The following is a 6,132-nucleotide window of genomic DNA, read 5'->3' as shown; positions in this document are numbered from 1 at the left end:
CGCTTCCGGCGTTTGGCCAGAGCTTACGAGAAGCTGCCGCAGACGCTGGCTGGATTACATTACGTGGCGTTTGCCATGTTGATGCTGCCGCACCTTCCTGATGTTGTTGGGATGGTTCAGAACATGCTCTAGCCAGACTGAATAGTGTGATCCCCATTTTTACAATCTATATGTTGTAAACACAAAATACAGCTTTTATGTTGTATCTGGCGTTTACAACACATAGGATGTTAGGTGTGTTCAATGCGAAAGCACACAGCATGCACTACCCCATCCTCATGCCAGAACAATTGCCCGCCATGCTGCGCAGCCTGCGCCAGCGCGCCGGGCTGACCCAGGCGCAGCTGGCCGAACGGCTGGGCATCAGCCAACAAAGCTATGCGCGACTGGAAGCCAGGCCTGCCGCCACCAGCGTAGCGCGGTTGAGCAAGCTCTTACGGGTGCTGAATGCCGAGCTGGTGATTCACACCCGTGATGACCAACCCACCGCAGTCAGCGACGAGGCATGGTGAAATGGGCCGCAAAAGCCACCGACAACAGCTGAATGTGTGGATGAATGGCCTGCTGGTGGGGGAATGGACACTCACTCACGGTGAAGAAATCTTTGCCTACCACGCAAGCTGGCTCAATCACCCGCAAACACGGCCCCTCTCGCTGTCACTGCCGTTTTTGCCCAACAATGCCGCACACCGTGGCGCTGTGGTGAATGCCTATTTCGACAACCTGCTGCCAGATAGCGACATCATCCGCCGCCGTCTGGCGCAGCATCACCGGCTGAGCGACAGTGCGCCGTTTACCCTGCTGGCCGCACTGGGGCGCGATTGTGTGGGTGCGCTGCAACTGCTGCCAGAAGACGAAACACCGCAAAACCTGCAATGTATCATCGGCGAACCCCTGGACGATGCCGCCATTGCCGCCCTGCTGCAACAAACAGTGCAACCGGGCTTGCCAGGCCAGAGAAATTCCGATGCCGACTTGCGATTGTCCATCGCCGGCGCGCAAGAAAAAACCGCACTGCTCCAGCATGCTGGCCGCTGGCAACGCCCGCTGGGCAGCACACCTACCACGCATATTTTTAAATTGCCGCTAGGGTTAGTGGGCGGCATGCAAGCCGATATGCGCAGCTCGGTCGAGAACGAATGGCTCTGTGCGCAACTGGTGGCTGCATTTGGTCTACCAGTAGCCCGGTGCGATATCGCCCACTTTGAAGCACAGAAAGTGCTGGTCGTCGAACGCTTTGACCGCCGCCTGTCCAGCGATGGCCGCTGGTTGATGCGTCTGCCGCAAGAAGACCTGTGCCAAGCCACCGCCACGCCCCCCTACCTCAAATACCAAGCCGATGGAGGCCCCGGCATCGCGCGCATTCTCGATATTCTGGCCGGATCAGAAAATAGCGAAACCGACCGCCGTCAGTTCTTCAAGGCGCAAGTGGTGTTCTGGTTGCTGGCCGCCACCGACGGCCACGCCAAAAACTTCAGCCTGTTTCATCTGCCGGGCGGCCGTTACCGTGCTACGCCGCTGTATGACATTCTGTCCGCCCATCCGGTGATTGGCCACGGCGCCGGCAAAGTGGCGCCGCAAAAAGCCAAACTGGCGATGGCGGTGCGCGGGCAAAGCAATCACTACCTGATTGAGCGCATCCAGCCACGCCACTGGCTGGCGCAAGCGCGCAGCAGCGGTCTGACTGAAGCGTGGGCCGATGAGCTATTGAACGAATTGGCTGACAACACCGGTGAGATTTTGCAAAAGATAGAGGGAGAATTACCGCCAGACTTTCCGGCCGATGTGGCCGAGACCATTTTTCACGGCATACGACGTCAGCGCGAAAAATTAACGGCACGGCTTCGCTGAGCAACACAAGCCCCTGAGACAAGCTCGGTGATGCGCACAGAACGTTAGCGCCGCCAACAAACCCCTCCGGAGTTGTTGCATGCCCGTACAGCCTGTGGTCGTGCCCCTAGGGTTTTGTGAGCGATGCGACGCAGGCGCTTGTGCAGGCTGGAAGCCGGGGATGCGGAAAACACCATAACTCACCCCGGCGAAAGCCCTGGAGACAAGCTTTGGCGCGAGCGCGGCAGCTTGGCCGTGTGCCCTGATGAAATTGCGGGATACAGATATGCGGGCAGCGCCACTGGTGCTTGTGGGCTGCCCCTCTCCGAATGTGCAACAGGTGAACAGCAAGCGTCAGCCACGGCTATAAAAAATGCGCTCTTCTTCGTGAATTTCTCTCATGGTCGGCGCCGGCTTGTTATAGTCGTAATAACTGGCCACCGCGCGGCTGCCCAAGGCAGCAGCAATGCCATTGCGCATGGCGGCACGGTATTCATGCTCACTCAGGCCTTTGGCGGATTGAGACAGTGCATCAAAATCAATGCGCTTCCCCTCGCCTTGCGTGTGAATCGTCCCATCTTTATACACCACAGCCAGGATTTCACCTGCCGGGCTGCGGAAAATACTATCCGCTTGTTTCTTCATTTGTTTTTCATAGTTTACAGGATCATATTCTTCTGGCGAAAGCTTATCTCGCCCTGTTGCTACATCGTCCAACATCCTTTTAACACCAGCCCAAGCCTCTGGGCTAAGATGTTTTTTCAATAAAGTTTCTGCATCTCCTTTTTCTACGAGATGCGATGGCGGCATAAAATAACGAACTCCGTTATGTACGGTATCTGCCAACTCAGGATCAAAAGTGAATGCCATACCAAATTCACCACGAGAATTGGCGACAAGTTTGCCATCATCCTCTGCATGAGTGGCTTTTTTGATGGTAGGCAGCATGGCCGAAGCGCTGGTATTGACTTGCATATGACCTCCATGAACGATGTATGCAGCTATGCGGGCAGCGCCACTGGTGCTTGTGGGCTGCCCCTCTCCGGATGTGCAACAGGTGAGCAGCAAGCGTCAGCCACGGCTATAAAAAATGCGCTCTTCTTCGTGAATTTCTCTCATGGTCGGCGCCGGCTTGTTATAGTCGTAATAACTGGCCACCGCGCGGCTGCCCAAGGCAGCAGCAATGCCATTGCGCATGGCAGCACGGTATTCATGCTCGCTCAGGCCTTTGGCAAATTGAGACAGTGCATCAAAGTCAATGCGCTTCCCCTCGCCTTGCGTGTGAATCGTCCCATCTTTATACACCACAGCCAGGATTTCACCTGCCGGGCTGCGGAAAATACTATCCGCCTGCTTTTTCATTTGCTTCTCAAGCTCGGCAGGAGAGGCGTAGTGCTCTCTGGTTTCCGGGCCCATTAATGCCATGGTTTTTTCCATATCTTTCTTATGCTTACTCAGCGCCTCCTCGCCTTTTAGCCCTGTCATAATTTCAGCATAGCGCAGCTCGAGTTCACGACTTTTTTCTGCACTGGTCGTAAATGCGGTCCAGGTAACAGATGTACATTCTTGTCTTTCTGGCGTGCTGATCGATTTGCCGCTTGACTTACTGTTGAGGGGCAAAGTAGTCGAAGCATTGGTATTGATTTGCATATTACCTCCATGGGGTCAGGGTAAACAGGCAGCTCCAAATAAAATGCTGCCTGCTGACGGTTACACTACGCCAAAATAATCAGATAGGCTGAGAATATAATCTTGGGTTTCCAAATATTCAATAGTGTAAATTCCACCCAGGAAAAAGTTGGAGATGACCACCCCCTCGGTGATCTGACCATCACTGGCATCGGCCATGCTGCTGATCCACAGATCATTTGCTTGCCGTAAAGGAATCAGTTGGTCAAGTGTCGCATTGGGGATATACAGCTTATCGATTCCGCCACCATAACCAGGGGTGTAGCTGGCAGTCACACCATCATTGATGGTGTCCCGGCCATTGCCATAGCCGATATATTGCACATAAAGATCATCACCAAAGCCGCCCAGCAGGGCATCGGAGCCGCCTTCGCCAATCAGCACGTCGTTGCCATCACCGCCATGCAACAGGTCGTTGCCAACGCCACCTTTTAGCGTGTCGTTACCGGACCAACCCAACAACGCATCGTCGCCGCCATTGCCAAACAACTGATCATTGCCCGCACCGCCATGGATGAAGTCCACATAGCTGCTGCCGTACACGATGTCGTCGCCACCGAGGGCGTCGTAGCTGTGTGCGGTTTCTCCAACCTTCATCGGCAGAGAGCTCATGTTAAAAACATCATTGCCTTCTGAACCCCGTTCGCTTGCGATGTTATTTTCTGATTGAGCTTGATCTGAGTGGATTATGCTAACCACCTTGCCAATCCCAATCAATTCGTGAAAATACCATGGTAATAATACGCAATATCCGTGCTGAGACAGCAGCGGGGTGCTGCGGGAGAAGAAGCGGGCCTCACTGACCCTGATGGAAGGCGGCGGAGCGGGAGTTTGTGCGGGCTGGCAGCCATGGCGGGGATGCGGACCACACCATGACTCACCCCGGCGAAAGCCCTGGAGACAAGGTTTGGCGCGGGCGCGGCAGTTTGGCCGTGCCCGCACTGACAGAAATCTAAAAGCGGGGGGTCAAGAAATCGTTTTTTCGCGCAGATTGAAACACAAATATTTGATTTTTAAGTCTTTACCTCTTGTCAGGCCGGTTTTTGCAAAGCAATCAACACACCCAGCTCAGGGCCACGCTCAATCCTCATCCCCCAGCATCACCACCACATTCCCCTTCTTGCGCCCGCTATCCACATAGCGATGCGCCTCGACCATCTGCTCGAACCGATAGCGCCGGTCAATCACCGCTTTGAACACCCCAGTCGCCGCCAGCTCGGCCAGCAGGGGCAAATCTTCCGCGCGCACCGAAACCGGGCCGGCAATCACCTTCTTGCCGCTGCTCAGCGACGCCCATGGCGCGTGCAGCATATCGGCCAGCCCCGCCAGCACCAGCAATAAACGCCCGCCGTCTCGCAACGACGCTTGGCAGCGGGAAAACGGCGCCGTGCCCACGGTGTCCATGATCACATGGTAAGTCTCGCCATTCTGGGTGAAATCCTCTTGCGTGTAGTCGATCACCTGGCTGGCGCCCAGCGCCCTGACCCAGGCCATATTCGCCGTGCCGCACACCGCCGTGACATGCGCGCCAAAATGCCTGGCCAACTGAACCGCCGCCGCGCCCACCGCGCCGGACGCGCCATTGATCAGCACGCTTTCCCCACGCTGAAGCTTGGCCCGACGCAGAAAATCCAGCGCCGTCGTGCCGCCAAAAGACAAAGCGGCCGCTTCGCCGTAAGACAAACCAGGCGGTTTACACGCCACCGCGCCATCCTGCGGCATGCATTTATACTCGGCGTAACAGCCCATACGGGCGTCGCTGAACGCAAACACCGCATCCCCCACCTTGAATCGGCTGACCGCCTCCCCCACCGACTCCACCACCCCGGCCAGCTCGGAACCCAAAATCTGCTGCCTGGGCCGGGACACGCCAAACACCAAGCGGGTCATCCAGCCAAAACCGGCCGGCACTGTCAGACTGCGCACCCGCCAATCCCCGGACGTGACCGTGGTGGCATAGGTTTTGATCAGGATTTCATTGGGTTTGGGGATGGGCTTGGCGATGTCCGCCATCTGGAGCACATCAGGCGGGCCGTATTGTTGGTAGAGGATGGCTTTCATGGGGAAAAATTAATTTATGAAAAGTTAAATTTCATTCCAGTTTAGGGCGAACATTTTTTATAATGCGCCCAAGAAATACAATTTTGATTTATTTTGATTTATGGCATTACGAAACCATATAATAAACAACACCACCACAGATGGCCGTTACCACCAACCAGTAAAATAACGCCATGGAAAGCAATGATAACGTATGCAAGTAGGATAGTCGAGCTTTGTACTTATCAATCACATGCGAATAAGCATAGCAAATTCAATCAACTAGCTATGTGAAAGATACAAAGCACCAAAATTTCCAAAGCAGAAAACCACATATTCAAGTACGACAACAGCAGCCTCGACAAATGACTCTGAGGCCTTATCGCCTGCCACAGAGAAGCCAAGAACTGCACGAGCAACTCTGGAGAAATAGGACCACAACTAGAGCATGTTCTGAACCATGCCAATAACATCAGGCAGGTGCGGCAGCATCAACATGGCAAACGCCACGTAATGTAATCCAGCCAGCGTCTGCGGCAGCTTCTCGTAAGCTCTGGCCAAACGCCGGAAGCG

At 54.9% G+C, this 6,132-nt stretch carries 6 protein-coding genes; 2 read left to right on the top strand and 4 right to left on the bottom strand.

Translation table 11 applies throughout. The features are described 5' to 3' along the window. Nucleotides 1-260 precede the first annotated feature (260 nt). Nucleotides 261-512: a helix-turn-helix transcriptional regulator gene (locus DFR34_RS16525; protein WP_110392258.1), complete on the top strand. Its 252-nt coding sequence runs from the start codon at nucleotides 261-263 to the stop codon at nucleotides 510-512. A gap of 1 nt (nucleotide 513) precedes the next feature. Further along, entirely contained in the window at nucleotides 514-1,851 is a 1,338-nt protein-coding gene (locus DFR34_RS16520; protein ID WP_110392257.1) for a type II toxin-antitoxin system HipA family toxin, read from the top strand. Between the two features lie 333 nt (nucleotides 1,852-2,184). Here the strand turns inward: DFR34_RS16520 and DFR34_RS17030 are convergent, their stop codons facing one another. The 4 genes from DFR34_RS17030 to DFR34_RS16500 all read right to left on the bottom strand — a co-directional run bounded on the left by DFR34_RS17030 (nucleotide 2,185) and on the right by DFR34_RS16500 (nucleotide 5,580). Further along, nucleotides 2,185-2,805 (bottom strand): hypothetical protein, encoded by a 621-nt coding sequence (locus tag DFR34_RS17030; protein ID WP_146215194.1) that lies wholly within the window; start codon nucleotides 2,803-2,805, stop codon nucleotides 2,185-2,187. 96 nt (nucleotides 2,806-2,901) lie between these two features. Continuing rightward, entirely contained in the window at nucleotides 2,902-3,480 is a 579-nt protein-coding gene (locus DFR34_RS17025; protein ID WP_146215193.1) for a hypothetical protein, read from the bottom strand. 60 nt (nucleotides 3,481-3,540) lie between these two features. Next, nucleotides 3,541-4,131: a calcium-binding protein gene (locus DFR34_RS16505; protein WP_146215192.1), complete on the bottom strand. Its 591-nt coding sequence runs from the start codon at nucleotides 4,129-4,131 to the stop codon at nucleotides 3,541-3,543. Nucleotides 4,132-4,599: 468 nt separating this feature from the next. Continuing rightward, the gene (locus tag DFR34_RS16500; protein ID WP_110392253.1) at nucleotides 4,600-5,580 is read right to left on the bottom strand and encodes an NAD(P)-dependent alcohol dehydrogenase; all 981 of its coding nucleotides are present in this window, start codon (nucleotides 5,578-5,580) and stop codon (nucleotides 4,600-4,602) included. Between the last annotated feature and the right edge of the window lie 552 nt (nucleotides 5,581-6,132).

It is taken from the genome of Rivihabitans pingtungensis, assembly GCF_003201855.1.
In the GTDB taxonomy this organism is placed as follows: domain Bacteria; phylum Pseudomonadota; class Gammaproteobacteria; order Burkholderiales; family Aquaspirillaceae; genus Rivihabitans; species Rivihabitans pingtungensis.
This window is presented reverse-complemented; position numbering and strand designations above follow the sequence as displayed.